Source organism: Hymenobacter perfusus (assembly GCF_003944765.1).
In the GTDB taxonomy this organism is placed as follows: domain Bacteria; phylum Bacteroidota; class Bacteroidia; order Cytophagales; family Hymenobacteraceae; genus Hymenobacter; species Hymenobacter perfusus.
Genome location: NZ_RWIU01000001.1, coordinates 1431910 through 1447781 on the forward strand (window position 1 = coordinate 1431910; position 15872 = coordinate 1447781).

Below are 15872 nucleotides of genomic sequence, written 5' to 3' on the forward strand. Positions count from 1 at the left end.
GCCGGGGTATCCCGTAGGGCAACTGTCTATATAATCTGTGAAATCCGCGAGGAATTCGTGTAATCAGTGGTCTGGTTGAAGTGCTGAACGGTGCGGGACATATCAGCCAGGAAGCTAGGGTCCTTCTCAATCTGGTTGCCGATGACGATAACGTCGGCACCTGCCTGGAGGGCAGTTTGGGCTTTTTCGATGGTGTTGATGCCGCCGCCCACTATCAGCGGTACGTCCACGGCCTGGCGTACCGCCCGGATCATGGCCGGAGACACAGGATATAGGGCCCCGCTGCCGCCATCAAGATACATGAGGCGCAAGCCCAGCTGCTCACCGGCCATAGCGGTGCAGGCGGCAATGCCGGGCTTGTCGTGGGGCAGGGGCGTAGTACCGCTGATGTAGCTGGCAGTAGTCTGCCGGCCGGTATCTACTAGCATGTAGCCGGTGGGCAGAATCTGCAGGTTACTCTGGCGCAGCAGCGGCGCGGCAATAACGTGCTGCCCAATCAGGAAGTCGGGGTTGCGGCCCGAAATTAAGGACAGCAGCAGAATACCGTCGGCCTGGTCGTCGAGATGCAGGCTGTGGCTGGGAAACAGCAGCACCGGCACCGCTGAGTGGCTCTTGATAAAACGAATGAGGGCAGCCTGGCGCGACGTGAGCACCAAGCTGCCTCCCATAAAAAAGTACTCTACTGCGTGTTGTTCACTCAGCGCAAGCAACTGCCGACAACCATCTTCGTCCAGATTATCGGGGTCGAGCAGTACAGCCAGAGACTTCTGGCCGCGGGCGCGGCGGTTGCTTAGCGTATCATGCAGGCTGGTGAGGCGCATCCGCGTCGTCGTGGTGATAAGTAAACTCGATATCCTTGGTTTCGGGCTCCGCGTGGGCGGCACCAGAAGATGCAAGGTCGGTATTTTTAAGCATTGGCAAATATTCGCCAGCCTTCTTTGCCACGTAGGCCATCAGCACAGCCGAAGCTTGTGCTACCAACACCTTGCCAGTGTCTGATTGCAGAAACGACTTTACGGCCGACGCCAGAATAGACGATGCCTCCGAAGTAGGTGGTTGCGGCTCGGCGCGGTAGGCCGTAGCCGCGAGGGCCGAGGAGCCAGTTACGGCCGAAGTTGGCTGAAACGGGTCGGCGTCGGTGTGGTACACGTCGGGGGCAATATCGGCACGCTCCGAAGCTGGCGCGGTGTGGGTGCGGCCTCGGTCAAACTGATGGTGGCCCGAGCCGAAGCCCAGGTCATCGGCCACGGCCGTATCCACAGCCGTAGCAGCCAGTGTCGTAGCAGCCAGCGGCCGACGTGGACGCGGGGCTTTCAGCCGATGCCGGTCGTACTCGTCGGCGTGAGCCAGCTGTTTCTTGCTTTTGCCCCCAAACGCCTTACTCAGCAGCCAGATGCCGCCCAGCACGCCAGCCCCAATGGCCACGTACTTGCTCACCTCCTGGGTTTTGGCTTTGATTTCTTCCACGTCGCCGATAAGGGCGCGCTCATATTCCTGCTTCTGGCGTTCCAGAAACTCTTTTTCGTCTTCGAACAAGGGATTGTGCAGATCGGCCATCGGTGGATTAGGCTTGACGTTTGTCGGATTTGTAGATGGTATTGTTCAGCATTTTGTCGGCCAGGCCCTGGAAGAGTTTTTTATCTACCCCAACCAAGAAAATAACCAGCAGCAGCAGGTAAAACGCTGCTACAATACCGAAACCCCAATACGGGCTGTCCAGCACGTCGTTGAGCAACAGAGCCACGAACAGGTTCAGAAACACGAAGAACAGCAGCCCGATCAGGGCCAGCGTAACGCCGTGCACGGTGCCCACGAAGGCCGATTTGACTTTTTCCTGGGCTTCCAGCCGCACTAAGTCAATGCGCGTATCGAGGTAGCCCATCAGGTTTCCCATCAGGTTATCGGTGCGGGGCGTTTTGGAAGCGTCTTCTTCGGTGGAGAACAGACCCATGGGGAGAATATTTGCGGGGAACAATGTTACAGGATGGCGGCGCGGAATCCGAGCGGGCAGCTGGTTTCACGGTAGCCCCCTCATACGGAAAAGGCAGCTGCGTGTCTGAAAATTGCGTTACTTTTACTATACACGGTCTTTGCGTTGAGTCAGAATCATTATCAGGTACTGGGCGTTTCCGCCGCTGCTTCGGCCCACGACATCAAGGTGGCCTACAAGCGGCTGGCGGTGCAGTACCACCCCGACAAGCACGGCGGCAGTACTTTATACGAGGAACTGTTCAAGGCCGTAGCTACTGCCTACCACGTGCTGGGTCACCCCGACCGGCGGCTGCAATATGATTACCAATTGCAGGTGGCGGCCCGCCGGGCCGAGGAAGCCCGGCGGCAGCAGGAGTTCCGCAACCAAGGCCAGCGGGTATACGGGGTGCCGATGCCGCCGCCTGCGCCTCTGCGTACGCGCCGGCCCGCCGGGGCCCACGAGCGGCACTACCGGCCCATTCCGCGCCAGAAAACCGTTTTCACCCGCCGCGACTATTGGATGGCAGCTTTGCTGATTGCAGGGTTTCTGCTTTTCATCCTTTCGGTAAAGGTGACAATGGACCACGTCTCGGGCGTGCGTAACTACGAGCGGGGGCTGAAGGCGTATGTGGAGCAGAACTGGGAAGGGGCTCACAGCTACTTTACCGATGCTCTGCACTTCAAGCCCGGTTACGCGCCGGCCTTACAGCGCCGCGGCCAGATTGAGCAGCTCGTGCACAAGAATTACGCCGCCGCCGAACAGGATTTCCGGGCTGCACTGCCCGCTGTTTCCACTCATCAGCAGGGCCGGCTATGGCTACGAATTGGGCAGTGCCAGGCCGGGTTGGGGCAAACTCAGGCGGCCCAGACGGCCTACCGGCAGGCCCTAGACTTGGATAGCACGTTGGCCCGGGCCTGGCTGCTGCGCGGAGAAGACCATCTATTCGGCCAGAACGATTTCCGAAGGGCCGCCCGCGCCTTCAGCCAGGGCCTGCGCCACGAGCCGGCCAGTTCCCGCTTGCGTAGTCGGCTGCTCACGTTCCGAGGCTTGGCGCACTACAAGCTGAAGCACTACGATGCCGCCCGCCGCGACTATTGGGAGGTACTGGAAATTACGCCCCGCAGCGGGCAGGTGTACTTCCTGCTGGGGCGGCTGGCCCAGCAGGAGCAGGACCGGGAACATGCCTGCGAGTATTTCCGGCGGGCCGTAGTGCAGGGCTACGCATTTGCCCGCGCCGCCCGTGATACTACCTGCACCGGCCGCTAAGGAAGCGTGCTGGGCTGCCAGTCCGTGGCAGAGTCAGGGAAGAAAGCGGCCACCAGCTCGGGAAAGGAGCCGGGCCGGTGGGCGGCAAATACCGGGTAGTGGAAGGCATCAAGCTTGTGGAGCAGGTATACCAGCTGGTGCCGCTCGGGGCCGCTGAGGTCGCCGGCTGCCATCTGGGCCACCTGACTCATGCGGCTCAGCACCTGAAACAGCAAGCCCCGCCCCGCCTCCGTGATGCGCAGCAGCTTCCGCCGCCGGTCGGTGGCGTGGGGCTCCTCCGTGATGAGGCTGTGCTTGAGCAGCCGCTTGATGACTTCGGTGCCGGTGGCTTTCTCGTGAATGTTACGGGCGATGATGTCGGACTTGGTGAGCGGCCCGCCGGTGTAGAGGGCAATAAGGTAAGTGAAGTCGTCGGAGCTGGTGAGGGGCGTATCGGCCAAAGCCTGGCGGGCGTAGCCGCGCACGTAGCGGTACACGAAGGTGAGCAGCTTGGTCAGCAACGACTCCACGGTTTCGTGCTCATTGGGCGCAGTGCGGGCCGCCGCGTAATCGGGTGTGGCGGGCTGAGCGGGTGCGTGCAGCCGCAGCCACTCCCCGAACCCGGCCGTGCTGGGCGTGGGGGTGCTTTGCTGATAATCCGCCAGCATGGGAAGAAGTTCTTGCAGCAGGTCGTAATTCATAGTACTTCACGGAAGCCAGGGCAATCAACAGAAAACACACCTTTAGCACCTGATACGGGCAAAGAGTACTACGATAAAAGTATGGAAACATATTTTATTTATATCTAATAAGTATGTTTGTCAACTAAAAAACTATGTTTGTACCAGCATCAGGTTGGAAAACATTCTTTTTAACAGGCAGATGAAATACGGTTTACCGATGACGTGGGCTACGGCCGCCATCATGGCCGGCACTAGCGTAGCGCAGGCCCAGACGACGGGCGTAGTGAGCGGGGTAGTGCGGGAGCGGGGTACCCAGCAGCCGCTGCCTGGAGCTACCGTGCTGCTGGAAGGCACCCAACTAGGCACCAGCACCGACGAAAACGGCCTCTTCCGCCTCACTGGCGTGCCCACAGGCAGCTACAACGTACGCGCCACGCTGGTCGGCTACCAGACCGATACGCGCTACAACGTGAACATCACCTCCGGCAACGACAACCTGCTGAACTTGGAGCTGCGCCAGGGCCAGGAGCTGCAGGAGGTGGTGGTAACAGCCAACCGTGCCATCCGGGTGGCTACCGCCGAAACGCCTCTGAGCGTGCAGCGGCTCAATGTGGAGGAAATCAAGAGCAACCCTGGCGGCAACTTCGATATATCCCGCGTCATTCAGTCGCTGCCCGGGGTGGGGGGCACGGCCGGCACTGGTGGCTTCCGCAACGACATCATCATCCGGGGCGGGGCGCCCAACGAAAACGTATACTACCTCGACGGCATCGAGGTGCCCGTCATCAACCACTTTGCCACCCAAGGCTCGGCGGGCGGGCCGGTGGGCATCCTCAACGTGTCGTTTATTGAGGATGTGACGCTGAGCTCCTCGGCCTTTGAGGCGCGCTACGACAATGCCTTGAGCAGCGTGCTGCAGTTCCGGCAGCGCGACGGCAACCCCAACCGGGTGCAGGGCAACGTGCGCCTGAGCGGGACCGAGCTGGCCGGCACGCTGGAAGGTCCGTTGGGCCCGAAAACCACCTTCCTAGCCTCAGTGCGCCGCTCCTATTTGCAGTTGCTGTTCAAGGCCCTCGACCTGCCCATCCGGCCCGACTACTGGGATTCGCAGTTCAAAATCACCCACAAGCTCAACGACAAAACCACCCTCACGGCCCTGGGCCTGGGCGCCCTCGACCACTTCGAGCTGGGCGTACCCCGTAAAACCTCCGCCGACAAGGAGTACCTGCTGCGCTCCACGCCCACCTACGACCAGTGGAACTACACGCTGGGCCTGAGTCTGCGCCGGCTGCTGCCCAACGGCTACCTCAACCTGGCCCTCAGCCGCACGCAGCTGTATAACAAGGTGGATCTGTTCGAGGACCGGCAAGAGGGCGACGAGACGAAGCGCGTGCTGCGGACCCGCTCGGGCGAGCAGGAAAACAAGCTCCGCCTCGATGTAAACAAAACCCTGGGCCGGTGGACGTACAGCTACGGGGCCGTTACCCAGCTCATCGGCTACGACAACAGCTTCCGCAACCGCCTGCGCCGGGAGGTGCTCGATGCCAGCGGCAACGTGGTGCAGCCCGCCGTGAACGTGGCCTTCCGCACCGATTTGCAACTGGTGCGCTTCGGGGCCTTCGTGCAGGGGACCCGCCGGCTGCTGCCCTCCGAGCGGCTTACCGTATCGGCCGGGCTGCGCACCGATGGCAACTCCTTCACCGACGATGGCCGCAACCTGCTGCGTACCCTTTCGCCCCGGGTATCGGCCTCGCTGGCCCTCACGCCCCAGCTGAGCCTGAACGCCTCGGTGGGCCGCTACTACAAGATTCCGCCCAGCACCATCCTGGGTTTCCAAGACAACAACGGGCAGCGGGTGAACCGCTCGGCGCGCTACATTGGCAGCACGCACTACGTGGCCGGCCTGGAGCTGGTGCCGCGCCCGGCCACCCGCATCACGCTGGAAGGCTTCCTGAAACGCTACGACCACTACCCCGTGTCGAGGCGCGACGGAATTTCATTGGCCAACCTGGGGGGCGACTTCACGGCGTTGGGCAACGAAGCCATCAGCAGCACGGGCAAAGGCCGGGCCTTCGGGGGCGAGTTCTTCGTGCAACAGAAGCTGACCAAAAACGTGTTTGGGGTCCTGTCGTACACGGCTTTCCGCAGCGAGTTTACCGGCCAGGATGGCGTGTACAAACCCTCGGCCTGGGACACGCGCCACCTAGTATCAGCCCTGCTGGGGCGCAAATTTGGGCGGGGCTGGGAGTTGGGCCTGAAGTACCGTTACTCGGGCGGAGCACCCTACACGCCTTTCGATGAGGACGCCTCTCGCCTCAACTACACCAGCCTGGGCACTGGTATCCTCGACTACAGCCGCCTCAATACCCAGCGTCTGGGCAGCTTCCAGCAGCTCGATTTCCGGCTCGATAAGAAGGTAAACCTGCGCCGCGTGACGCTGGATTTCTACGTGGATATTCAGAATGCGCTGCTGCAGAAAGGCACAGCATACCCCCAGTACACCTTCCAGCGCACCGACGATAACACCAGCTTCCTCACCACCGATGGCCAGCCCCTACTGCCTGACGGCAGCAATGCCCGCCCCATCCTACTCGCCAACGACGACGCCCAGGTAACGCCGACCATCGGGTTCATTGTGGAGTTTTAGGGTCGCTTTTTAATTCGTCGGTCTTCGTCTTCGTAACGGGCTTGGATGAGCGTTGCTAGAAATGCCAGCGCACGAAGGCCTCAATACCTTCGTACTCAGGTAAGCCGAGCTGGTCGTAGAGGCGGGCGGTGGTGCGGTTACGCTCCTCGGCCCGCTGCCAGAACTCGCGCTGGTCGGCCCCGGGAAACAGCGGTCGGTCCTTCTGGCTCTGGTGCTTGAAGATGGCCCGGCGCTTGCGGGTGAGCTCCTGGGGCGAGAGGGGCACGGCCATTTCAATCTGGTCTACGTCCCACTCCTGCCAGGCCCCCCGATACAGCCACACCCGGCATTCCGTCAGCCACGTCGCGCCCGCTGCTTTTAGCCGCCGTATGGCTTCAAAAATAGCCGCCAAGCACACTCGATGCGTCCCGTGCGGGTCTGATAGGTCGCCGGCGGCGTACACCTGCTGAGGCTGTACCTGGTTAAGCAGGTCCATGGTGAGGCGGATGTCGGCTTCGCCGATTGGCTTTTTGCGCACCCGGCCGGTTTCGTAGAAGGGCAGATCCTGAAAGTGAATATTGGCATCGGGAATGCCGGCGTAGCGGCAGGCACTCTTGGCCTCGCCCCGCCGGATCAGGCCCTTGATCTGCTGGACTTCCTCCGAATCGACCTGACCGGGCAGCTTGTTGCGCAGGAAATCGGCCACGCGCTGGTATAGGGTTTCGGCGGGCTGCTCATCCAGCCGGAACATCTCGTCGTACTCGGCCACGAATTCTGCAAACCGGATGGCTTCGTCATCAAACACCGCAATGTTGCCCGAGGTCTGATACGCCACATGTACGTCGTGGCCCTGATCTACCAGCCGCAGGAGCGTGCCACCCATCGAAATAACGTCGTCGTCGGGATGGGGCGAGAAGATGAGCACCCGCTTGGGGAAGGGCGCGGCCCGCTCCGGTCGGTCGGTATCATCGGCGTTGGGCTTGCCGCCCGGCCAGCCCGTGATGGTGCGCTGCAACTGCCGAAACACCCGGATGTTGCTGTCGTACGCCAGCCCCGATTGAGCCAGTAGCTCCGAAAGGCCGTTTTCGTTATAATCTTCGTCGGTGAGCTTAAGAATGGGCTTTTGTAGGGTCCGGGCCAGCCACGTTACGGCTTTGCGCACGGTGGGCGCGTGTTGCCAGTCGAGGGGCCGGCCTACCAGCCAGGGCGTCTTCTGGCGCGTCAGCTCGGCGCCGGCCGCCTCATCGAGTACCACGCGCACATTGGGGTGGCGCTGCAGGTACGTGGCCGGCACCGAGTCGGTTGGCTCGCCTTCCACCATCCGCTTCACTACCGCCGCTTTGCCTTCGCCCCAGGCCAGCAGCACAATCTCGTGGGCCTCCAGAATAGTGCCCACGCCCATCGTGAGGGCCCGGCGCGGTACGTTTTCCTCCCCGTAGAAGTCGGAGGCCGCATCGGTGCGGGTAATGTGGTCGAGGGTGATGAGTCGGGTGCGGGAGGCGGCCCCGGAGCCCGGCTCGTTGAACCCGATGTGGCCCGTGCGTCCGATGCCCAGCACCTGCAGGTCAATACCGCCCGCCGCCCGAATCTGCTCCTCGTAGCGCCGACAGAAATCCGCTACCTGCTCCAGCGGCAGCGTGCCGTCGGGAATATGAACGTTTTCAGGCCGGATGTCCACGTGGTCGAACAGATATTCCCGCATGAACCGCACGTAACTCTGCAACGAGTCGGGGGGCATCGGGTAATACTCGTCGAGGTTGAAGGTCACAACGTTGGCGAAACTTAGCCCATCCTGCTGGTGCAAGCGCACCAGTTCTTCGTACAGCCGAGTAGGAGTGGAGCCCGTGGCTAATCCCAGCACGCAGGCGCGGCCCTCCGCGGCCCGTTGCCGGATCAGGTCGGCTATCTGCCGGGCGACGGCCACCGAGGCCAGTTCCGAATCGGGGTAAATCGTGGTGGCCAGTCGTTCAGCGCGGGATTCGGGAGCATTCTGCATACTAGGCTAAGGAGAGGGTGGGAGTTGCCTAAGTACATGCTTCCTATCCAAAAACGCCAGTGCCAGAGCAAATAGTTTTGCGGTGTAATGAGCAGTTAGTAACCCCACTGGCCCCAGAGCTTCCTGCAAATTCATGTCACAAATACGCAACGATGTGCCTTTCCTTCGTGGGCTGGCACCGGCAATTTGCATAAGTCGTCTCTTACGCGGCGGCATTCGCCTCCACATCCTACCGCTATGAACCCAACTGATATCAAAGACACCGCCCTGTGTGAAATGGGCTTTATCCGGATTTCCCTGTACCGCGGGTGGGACTACCCCATGGGCAACGTGGAGGCCTCCTTCATTCCGGCCACCGATGTGCGCTACCTCCACCAGACGGTGGCCATTGATGGTACCCGACTCTATGCTTACTCCTGGATTGATGAGCCGGGCTTCCTGCTCACCACCGAGCGGCACATTTCGGCCCTCGAACACATGGTAGCGGAGCTGGAAACCGACAACATCCCGCTGCTGAAACAGCAGGTGGAGAAGTTTTTCCTGCGTCACGGCGGCATGGGCCCCCAGATTTCCACCGCCGTCCACCGGCCGTTACGGCAGCTGTCTTAGCTACCGCCTCGTTGAGGCAAAAACAAAAAAGGCCTTCCGTGTAATACGGAAGGCCTTTTTGTGGTAATGATTGGAATCGAACCAACGACACCAGCATTTTCAGTGCTGTGCTCTACCAACTGAGCTACATTACCAGCTCTGGGTGTCCCCGAGTGCGTTACCGCCTTTGGGGAGCACAAAAGTAGTAAAGGTTTTTCAACCTGCAAGAACTACCGTGATTTTTTTTCTGTGGCGAAACTAACGGCTGTAAAAGCTGTAATTTGTTATGCATACCGAGTATATTTCGGACTGAACCCCAAACCTACCCAAATTCCCGTGCACTTCTCCATCCAAAACATCCTCTTCCTGCTGGTGGCGGTAGCGGGCTTCGGCCTGTTTGCCTGGCAGGCACGGAAGATCCGGGCCAATATCCTCGTCGGGCGCGACCGGGATATGAGCGGCCACGTTAATGAGCGCCTCTGGAAGACACTGCTGGTGGCCTTCGGGCAGCAGAAGATGTTCAAGCGCCTCACGCCGGCCTTTCTGCACCTAATTGTCTACGTTGGCTTCATCGTCATCAACATTGAGGTGATCGAAATCATGGTGGACGGCCTGTTCGGTACGCACCGGTTTTTGCAGTTCCTCGGCCCGCTGTACTCGGCCCTGACCGGCACCAACGAGGTGCTGGGCGCGCTGGTGGTGCTGGCCGTAGTGGCCTTCTGGTGGCGCCGCAACGCCAGTGTCGTGCGCCGCTTCACCGGCCCCGAGCTGCGGGCCTGGCCCAAGCTCGACGCCAACGTGATTCTCTATGTGGAGGTAATTCTGATGGCGGCCCTGTTTACCATGAACGCCGCCGACCTGAAGCTGCACCAGTTGGAAGGTAAGGTTCTGCCTGGCGCGTTTCCGGTAAGCAGCCTGCTCACGGGCCTGTTCCCCGACAACCTCACGGCTTTGGCCGTGCTGGAGCGCGTGGGCTGGTGGGCGCACATTGTGGGTATTCTGCTGTTCCTGAATTATTTGCCCAGCAGCAAGCATTTCCACATCATCATGGCCTTCCCGAACGTGTTCTATTCCCGGCTGGTGCCGCAGGGGCAGTTCTCGAATGTGGAGAGCATCACCCACGAGGTGAAAGCCATGATGGACCCGAGCTACGAGGTGCCCGCTCCGGCCACCAACCCCGACGGCTCCGCGCTGGCGCCCACGCCCTTCGGGGCCAAAGACGTGGACGATCTGGCCTGGACCAACCTGCTCAGCGCTTACTCCTGCACCGAGTGCGGCCGTTGCACCTCGGTGTGCCCGGCCAACCTCACCGGCAAGCTCCTCTCGCCCCGCAAAATCATCATGGACACCCGGGATAGGGTGGAGGAGAAGTACAACTCGCCGCTGATTTTCCACCCCAGCCTGTACGGCCCCGAGGCCAAGCACAACCCCCAGGAGCAGCTCGACAAGGAAAATCACACCCTGCTGCGCGGCTACGTAACGCCCGAGGAGCTGTGGGCCTGCACCACCTGCAACGCCTGCGTGGAAGCCTGCCCCGTGAACATCAACCCCCTGGAAAGCATTGTGGAAATGCGCCGCTTCCTGGTGCTGGAAGAGTCGGCCGCGCCCAACTCCTTGAACGTGATGTTCAGCAACATCGAAAACAACGGCGCGCCCTGGGCATTTTCGCCTTCGGATCGGTTCAACTGGGCCGATGACTTGTTCGTGACCGAAAAAGCGCCGGTAACGGCCTAGCAAGAAAAGAACGTCAGGCAGAGTAAAGAGAAATATCTCGCGCGCTGACGTTGTAATCGTAATCAGACATCAGCACGCGAGATGCTTCGGCTCCGCCTCTGCACGACGACCTTAACCACCTCAATATAATGGCTGAGCAAACTGCCAAGCGTCCCGTATCTGTTCCGTTGATGGCCGACCTGGCTGCCCGGGGCGAGTCGCCGGAAATCCTGTTCTGGGTGGGCTGCGCCGGTGCCTTTGACGACCGGTACAAGCGCGTGACCCGCGCCTTTGTCCGCATTCTGGAGCACGTGGGCGTGAGCTACGCCGTGCTGGGCATGGAGGAATCCTGCACCGGCGACCCGGCCAAGCGCGCCGGCAACGAGTTCCTGTTCCAGATGCAGGCCATGACCAACATTGCCACCCTCAACGGCTACGGCATCAAGAAGGTGGTCACGGCCTGCCCGCACTGCTTCAACACCATCAAAAACGAGTACCCCGCGCTGGGTGGCGAGTTTGAGGTGATTCACCACAGCACCTTCCTGCAGCAGCTCATCAACGAGGGCAAAGTGACAGCCAAGGGCGGCGAGTCGTTCAAGGGTCGCCGCATCACCTTCCACGATTCCTGCTACCTGGGCCGCGCCAACAACATCTACGAAGCGCCCCGCGAGGTGCTGGAGGTGCTCGACGCCGACCTGCTGGAAATGAAGCGCTGCAAAACCAATGGCCTCTGCTGCGGCGCCGGTGGTGCCCAGATGTGGAAAGACGCCGAGCCCGGCAAAAAGGAAATCAATGTGGAGCGCACCGAGGAAGCCCTGGCCACCCTCGACGGCGACGCCGACGTGCTGCTGAACCTGCAGGGCGTGGAAAGCACGGCCCCCGTGCTGCCCGCTGGCTCCAACCGCGGCGGCAGCGTTATTGCCGTGGCCTGCCCGTTCTGCATGACCATGATGGCCGACGGCGTGAAAAACAAGGAGCGCGAATCCGACGTGCAGGTTTTCGACCTGGCCGAGCTGATTGCCTCCGCCGAAGGCCTCAACGCATAATAGTGCTTAGTTGGTAGTGCTTGGTGCTTAGTTTGTTTTGCTTCTGGATAGAAAAACAGCCTAAGCACTAAGCACCATACACTAGGCACTAATTACAGCCCCGTTCCGGAACTTCCGGGCGGGGCTGTTTCTTTTGTAACGGAGAGGCCGTCGGGCTGACAACCCGGGTTGTACCTTGCCGTTGTAATTGGCCGCCGCGCCTCGCTACCCTAAGCTCCCGCCTATGTACGTGCCCTTCGATCAACTGCCGGCCAGTGCCCGCATCTGGATATACCAGGCTAATCGGCCCTTCTCGGCCGCCGAGCAGGAAACCATGCAACCCGCCCTCCGCCGTTTCGCCGATGAATGGACCAGCCACGGCCGCACCCTGGAGGCCTCGGTGGCCGTGCTGCACCAGCAGTTTCTGGTAGTGGGGCTGGATGAGGCCGTAGCCGATGCCAGCGGCTGCTCCATTGATGCCTCGGTTCGGTTTGTGCAAAGCATTGAGCAGCAGTTGGGAATCCAGCTACTGGAAAAGTCGCGCATGGCGTTTCTGCTGGATGGAGTCGTAACGCTCCTCGACCGCACGGCGTTGAAAGGAGCGGTAGCCGCTGGCGTTTTGCAGGCTGATACTCCCTATTTCGATGCTACCCGTACCACCGTAGGCCAGCTCCAGACCGGATGGCCGGCCCCGGCCGGCACTACCTGGCTGTCCCGGTACTTCCAGCCGGTTGTCTGAGCCTTCCGAGGGAAAGAAAAATTCACTGAATCATTAGTATTATTAACACCGGGTTCCGCCCTGCCACCTTGGGGCCGGTATCCATCCTTCAGCTTCTCGTTCCCATGAAACACTATCTTCTTCCGTGCGCTATCCTGGGTTCTGCTGCCGTCCTGAGCAGTTGCGCCACCTCGGGCAGCCTCAGCAAAGCCGACAAGCGGTTTGTCCGTGGTGAGTACGAGGCCGCTATTACCCTATATAAGGCCGATGTGGCAAAGGGCCGCAACGTGGCCCAGGCCAACTACCGCCTGGCCGAGTCGTACCGGCTTTCCAACCGCGCCGAGCTGGCTGAAGAATACTACAAAGCCGCTATGGCCGGCGGCGTAAAAAACTCCGAAGCGGGCTACCGCTATGCGCAGGCGCTGCGGGCCAGTGGAAAATTTGAAGAAGCAGCGGCTCAGTTTGAGAGCTACGCCCAAAACGGCAGCAACCGCACACTGGCGGGCCTGGCCGAAACCGAAGCCAAAAACGCCCGGGCCGCTACCAGCATCGTAGCCATGCGCACCAACAACGAGGTGCTGCCTCTCGACCAGATTAACACGCCCGCCTCTGAGTTCAGTACCACCCGCATCCCGGATACGAAGGAGTTGGTATTCGCCTCCGGCCGGGAAGGCAAGGTATATGCCGGCAATGGTGAAGGCTTCAACGACCTGTACGCCGTCAAATTCGATGACGACCAGAAGCTGACCGGCGGCACCGTTCGTAAGCTTGACCCCATCATCAACGCCGCCGATACTCACGAAGCCAGTGCCACCTACTCGCCCGATGGCAAGATGATGGTATTTGCCCGCTCCAACAACGGCTCCAAAAAAGGCTATCTAAGTGTTGATTTGTGGGTTTCCTATTACAGGGGCGGGGCCTGGACGGAGCCGGAAATCCTGCGTGGCGTGAACAGCAGCACCGCCGATGAATTCTCGCCGGTTTTCTCGCCCGATGGTCAGACGCTGTACTTCGCCTCCACCCGCAAAGGCGGCCTCGGCGGCAACGACCTGTACAAGTCCACGATGGAAAGCCCTGGCCGCTTCTCCACTCCCGAAAACCTCGGCGACCAGATCAACACGCCCGGCAACGAAAACTACCCCGCCGTATCCCCCGACGGCACGCTCTATTTCTCCTCCGATGGGCAGCCTGGCCTGGGTAAACTCGACATCTTTAAGGTTGAGAAAGGCAAAGTAGTCAACCTCGGCGCTCCTATTAATAGTAGCGGCGACGATTTCGCCCCCTTCTTCACCGATAAGAAAATGGGCGTCTTCTCCTCCAACCGGGCCGGCGGCAAAGGTTCCGACGACCTGTACCTGTTCCGCGAGAAGCCCGTCAAGCTCGTTACCTTCTACGCCGACGGTACGCTGGTGGAACGTAACGACAAAACGGGCCAGACCGCTCCCGTGTCAAATGAGGCAGTGACTCTCTATGATAACAAAGGGCAGAAGCTCCAGGAAGCTACCACCGGCCCCGATGGTAAGTTTAGTATGAAGCTCGACACGGCCGCCGCCAGCTATTCGCTCGTTGCCGACCGTCCGGGGTACTTCACCGCCCGCAATTCGCTCAGCACCATCGGCCGCAAGCCGGCCCAGGATGCGCTGCCCGATCCAATGAACGACGTAAAGGTGCCCGTCACGCTCACGCTCACCAAAATCGTGAAGAACAAAGCTATTGTGGTCGATAACATCTTCTACGATTACGATAAAGCCGATATCCGCCCCGATGCGGCTTTGGAGCTGGATAAACTCATAGAAACCCTCAACGATAACCCCAAAATCACCATCGAGCTCAGTTCACACACTGACTCTCGCGGCAAGGACGCCTATAACTTGGCCCTATCGCAGCGCCGCGCCGAGTCGGCCGTAGCCTATATTGTCTCCAAGGGCGTCGATAAAGCCCGTATTACGGCCAAAGGATATGGGGAAAGCCGCCCCGTGCTAAAGGCTGCCAAGACGGAAGAAGAATACCAGCGCAACCGTCGCACGGAATTCAAAGTGACGAAAATTGCCGAATAAGCTCTTCAAGCAGTCAAAAGGCCCGATTTGCACCAGCAAGTCGGGCCTTTTCTCTGTCTCGTTCAGTCATAAACGGTACTCTCATGTATACAGTGTCACCAAACCGCCCTTTCCTGGGTAGCATGTCAGTATGGGACTCGTTTCATCCTCAGCCGATGATTAGTTGCTGGCACGCATAAATAGCGCTCCTATAGTAGTAGGAGAAAGGGCCCCACACACTAGCGGTAGAAATGCTCGGTTCGCTCCTTTCCGGTACATTCCACACGCAACCGCAAACCTATATGCACCTGCCAATGAGTATGGCTGAGTGAAACTGCAATGCAAGAACAAAAAGAATAGTGCTGATACAGTGGGAGAAAGGGGCGGCAAGCGGGCCTTAAACGGCTTTTTTCAGCTGGGGGTTTGGACGCAGGCGAAAAAGGCCGCACTTTTGCACTCCCAATCCGAAACGCGGATGAGGCCGCTGCCAACCCCCGGGCCACCAGCGCGCACGACCTTCCTTGCCTCCCGGCTACTTGGCTCGGCCCGTTGCTTTCCTCGGAAACAGGGGTTGAAAAAAAAGATAGCCACGGGGGTTGCGAAAGTCAGCAAGAAGTTCTTACCTTTGCACCCCGCTTCAACCGGAGGCGCTTTTCCAGCATCAGCCTCGAAAAACTTTTTTCGGTGTCGCTCTTGGAAAAAGGCAGAAAAGGCTGCTACCTTTGCACCCCGCTTTCGAACGAGAAACGGGTACTAAGAAGTGGAAACGAAGAAAACGGCAAAAACTTTTTTCTTCCTGCTTCTTGGAAAAAGCAACAAACTGTTTACCTTTGCAGCCCGCTTCAACCGGAAGCTGGCTCACTGAAAAACGAATCACTTTCGAAACTCGCTTCGAAAAAAGTTTTTCAGAAAAGCTTGCGACAATCGAAAAGCTGCTTACCTTTGCAACCCGCTTCGACCGGAAGGGATCATAACACGAATAACCGGCTGCTTTCGAGCGGCCCACGGTAGCGCCCAACGGGGCCCTGCACACGTTCTTTGAATGACTGGAAAAGACAAAAACGGTAAGCAACTTCGCTTCTGAGCAATCAGGTAACGAGGTTGAGATTACAGGTTTTCAAGCGAATCATGGGATGAGCCCACAAACAGCTCGTCAAATATACCGGGTCGGATCAGCACTTGACATCAGCCAGTTTTCGAACTGGTGAAGAGAATTTCTTACAATGGAGAGTTTGATCCTGGCTCAGGATGAACGCTAGCGGCAGGCCTA

General features: G+C 59.7%; 13 protein-coding genes and 1 tRNA gene. 8 read left to right on the forward strand and 6 right to left on the reverse strand.

Going from position 1 to position 15872, the window contains the following annotated elements; all coding sequences use genetic code 11:
• Positions 1-26: 26 nt before the first annotated feature.
• Genes EI293_RS06075 through EI293_RS06085 form a run of 3 tightly spaced genes read right to left on the reverse strand, consistent with a single transcriptional unit; the run spans position 27 to position 1951 of the window.
• Positions 27-821: a geranylgeranylglyceryl/heptaprenylglyceryl phosphate synthase gene (locus EI293_RS06075; RefSeq protein WP_125436210.1), complete on the reverse strand. Its 795-nt coding sequence runs from the start codon at positions 819-821 to the stop codon at positions 27-29.
• On the reverse strand, positions 799-1557 hold the full coding sequence (locus tag EI293_RS06080; protein WP_125436211.1) for a hypothetical protein: 759 nt from the start codon (positions 1555-1557) through the stop codon (positions 799-801). Before EI293_RS06080 ends, EI293_RS06075 begins: the two co-directional genes overlap by 23 nt.
• 7 nt (positions 1558-1564) lie before the next feature.
• Complete coding sequence (locus EI293_RS06085) at positions 1565-1951, reverse strand: phage holin family protein (protein ID WP_125436212.1); 387 nt, start codon at positions 1949-1951, stop codon at positions 1565-1567.
• A gap of 144 nt (positions 1952-2095) precedes the next feature.
• On the opposite strand from EI293_RS06085, the gene EI293_RS06090 reads away from it, so the two are divergent.
• Positions 2096-3238, forward strand: a complete 1143-nt coding sequence (locus tag EI293_RS06090; protein WP_125436213.1) for a J domain-containing protein — start codon at positions 2096-2098, stop codon at positions 3236-3238.
• Here the strand turns inward: EI293_RS06090 and EI293_RS06095 are convergent.
• Complete coding sequence (locus EI293_RS06095) at positions 3235-3918, reverse strand: MarR family winged helix-turn-helix transcriptional regulator (protein WP_125436214.1); 684 nt, start codon at positions 3916-3918, stop codon at positions 3235-3237. The genes EI293_RS06090 and EI293_RS06095 overlap by 4 nt on opposite strands.
• A gap of 181 nt (positions 3919-4099) precedes the next feature.
• On the opposite strand from EI293_RS06095, the gene EI293_RS06100 reads away from it, so the two are divergent.
• Positions 4100-6547, forward strand: a complete 2448-nt coding sequence (locus EI293_RS06100; RefSeq protein ID WP_125436215.1) for a TonB-dependent receptor — start codon at positions 4100-4102, stop codon at positions 6545-6547.
• Between the two features lie 55 nt (positions 6548-6602).
• On the opposite strand, the gene nagB is transcribed toward EI293_RS06100, so the two are convergent.
• Positions 6603-8522 carry a glucosamine-6-phosphate deaminase gene (gene nagB / locus EI293_RS06105; RefSeq protein WP_125436216.1) on the reverse strand — a complete coding sequence of 640 codons (1920 nt, stop codon included), beginning with the start codon at positions 8520-8522 and terminating at the stop codon, positions 6603-6605.
• A gap of 237 nt (positions 8523-8759) precedes the next feature.
• Between nagB and EI293_RS06110 the strand changes: the two genes are divergently transcribed.
• Positions 8760-9131 carry a hypothetical protein gene (locus tag EI293_RS06110; protein ID WP_125436217.1) on the forward strand — a complete coding sequence of 124 codons (372 nt, stop codon included), beginning with the start codon at positions 8760-8762 and terminating at the stop codon, positions 9129-9131.
• Positions 9132-9192: 61 nt separating this feature from the next.
• Here EI293_RS06110 and EI293_RS06115 read toward each other — a convergent pair.
• Positions 9193-9265 (reverse strand) — tRNA-Phe (locus tag EI293_RS06115).
• Positions 9266-9446: 181 nt separating this feature from the next.
• On the opposite strand from EI293_RS06115, the gene EI293_RS06120 reads away from it, so the two are divergent.
• From EI293_RS06120 to EI293_RS06140, 5 genes are all read left to right on the forward strand, one after another.
• On the forward strand, positions 9447-10844 hold the full coding sequence (locus EI293_RS06120; protein WP_125436218.1) for a (Fe-S)-binding protein: 1398 nt from the start codon (positions 9447-9449) through the stop codon (positions 10842-10844).
• A gap of 128 nt (positions 10845-10972) precedes the next feature.
• Positions 10973-11869, forward strand: coding sequence for a (Fe-S)-binding protein (locus tag EI293_RS06125; RefSeq protein ID WP_246010545.1), 897 nt, complete (start codon positions 10973-10975; stop codon positions 11867-11869).
• A gap of 223 nt (positions 11870-12092) precedes the next feature.
• Positions 12093-12587, forward strand: coding sequence for a hypothetical protein (locus EI293_RS06130; RefSeq protein ID WP_125436219.1), 495 nt, complete (start codon positions 12093-12095; stop codon positions 12585-12587).
• Positions 12588-12691: 104 nt separating this feature from the next.
• Positions 12692-14623: an OmpA family protein gene (locus EI293_RS22555; protein ID WP_125436220.1), complete on the forward strand. Its 1932-nt coding sequence runs from the start codon at positions 12692-12694 to the stop codon at positions 14621-14623.
• A 402-nt stretch (positions 14624-15025) separates the two neighbouring features.
• Positions 15026-15613, forward strand: a complete 588-nt coding sequence (locus EI293_RS06140) for a hypothetical protein (protein ID WP_125436221.1) — start codon at positions 15026-15028, stop codon at positions 15611-15613.
• The last annotated feature ends 259 nt before the right edge of the window (positions 15614-15872 follow it).

Bases quoted from the DNA above. Each gene is read 5' to 3' on its own strand.
- EI293_RS22555 (WP_125436220.1), top strand. From the start codon at position 12,692: ATGAAACACTATCTTCTTCCGTGCGCTATCCTGGGTTCTGCTGCCGTC.
- EI293_RS06100 (WP_125436215.1), top strand. From the start codon at position 4,100: ATGAAATACGGTTTACCGATGACGTGGGCTACGGCCGCCATCATGGCC.
- EI293_RS06125 (WP_246010545.1), top strand. From the start codon at position 10,973: ATGGCTGAGCAAACTGCCAAGCGTCCCGTATCTGTTCCGTTGATGGCC.
- EI293_RS06095 (WP_125436214.1), bottom strand. From the start codon at position 3,918: ATGAATTACGACCTGCTGCAAGAACTTCTTCCCATGCTGGCGGATTAT.
- EI293_RS06110 (WP_125436217.1), top strand. From the start codon at position 8,760: ATGAACCCAACTGATATCAAAGACACCGCCCTGTGTGAAATGGGCTTT.
- EI293_RS06075 (WP_125436210.1), bottom strand. From the start codon at position 821: ATGCGCCTCACCAGCCTGCATGATACGCTAAGCAACCGCCGCGCCCGC.
- EI293_RS06085 (WP_125436212.1), bottom strand. From the start codon at position 1,951: ATGGGTCTGTTCTCCACCGAAGAAGACGCTTCCAAAACGCCCCGCACC.
- EI293_RS06130 (WP_125436219.1), top strand. From the start codon at position 12,093: ATGTACGTGCCCTTCGATCAACTGCCGGCCAGTGCCCGCATCTGGATA.
- EI293_RS06080 (WP_125436211.1), bottom strand. From the start codon at position 1,557: ATGGCCGATCTGCACAATCCCTTGTTCGAAGACGAAAAAGAGTTTCTG.
- nagB (WP_125436216.1), bottom strand. From the start codon at position 8,522: ATGCAGAATGCTCCCGAATCCCGCGCTGAACGACTGGCCACCACGATT.